This is a genomic window from Streptomyces alkaliphilus (assembly GCF_014141535.1).
GTDB classification, from domain to species: Bacteria; Actinomycetota; Actinomycetes; order Streptomycetales; family Streptomycetaceae; genus Streptomyces; species Streptomyces alkaliphilus.
This window is the reverse complement of record NZ_VKHT01001486.1, coordinates 1-860: the sequence shown is the minus strand read 5'-3', so window position 1 is coordinate 860 and position 860 is coordinate 1. Positions and strand designations below refer to the sequence as shown.

Sequence of the window (860 nt, the reverse complement as noted above, 5' to 3'; positions counted from 1 at the left end):
CCCCCGACCTTCACCCCACCGGAACCGCCCGCGGGACGGACTCGGCCGGGCACGCCGCCGGTGGGCGCCGCGAACCGACGGGGACGGACGAACCGGTCCGGCCCGGTGCGGAGACCCGCCGCGAGCGGGCCGGGGACCGAGCGGCCCCCGGGCCCGGGCGACCGGCCGATCCCGATCCCGATCCGAACGGAACCACCAGCCAGTGTCCGGCGACCGGGGACCACGAGACCGTCCGGGCCGAGGAAGAGGAGCTCAGTGCCGTCTGATGTGCTGTCCCCACCAGCCCTGACCAGCGCAATTGTCCCCCGATCGGACCTGTTGATCCCCTCCCACGTCGTCGAGCGCCGCGACGCCACCGGTCGTGTCGCCCAACGCGGCGTGCTCGGCACCCTCGATGTCCGCGGCACCGACTCCGGCCACGTGCTGCGGCACCAGCGGATCGCCGAGGAGGAGGTGGAGCGGCAGAGCCGGTTGCTGAGCGCCCGGCGCGACGCCGGCGACGAGCCGTCACCGGCCTCCGACCCGCTGTTGTTGGCCGCCCCGGACCTGGGCACCTTCCGCGAGTGCATCGAACTGACCTCCGCGGGCGCCCCCGACGCCGTCCTCCCCACGCCCGACGCCGGGGAGGTGCTGCTGTGGTCCTGCGACCGGCGCTGGAGCGCGGCCCCGCCGCCCCTGGGGCCGGTCCTCCTGGCCGACGGCCACCACCGTCTGGAGGCCGCCCGACGCATGGGCCGGGCCCGGGGGCGGGCCCCGGAGCGACTGCCGGCACTGGTCGTCGACCACCGCAACCATCCCCTCACCCTGGCGGCCACCCACCGGGTGATACCGGGGCTGGACCCCCACCGGGCGGTCGGCAC

The 860-nt window shown here is 76.5% G+C and carries 1 protein-coding gene and 1 pseudogene; both read left to right on the top strand.

The features are described from left to right. Nucleotides 1-266: pseudogene (locus tag FNQ90_RS27875) on the top strand (hypothetical protein); the annotation flags it as partial. Continuing rightward, on the top strand, nucleotides 256-860 hold a 605-nt coding region (locus FNQ90_RS25245), incomplete at its 3' end, for a DUF1015 family protein (protein ID WP_182608435.1). The pseudogene FNQ90_RS27875 and the gene FNQ90_RS25245, both read left to right, overlap by 11 nt.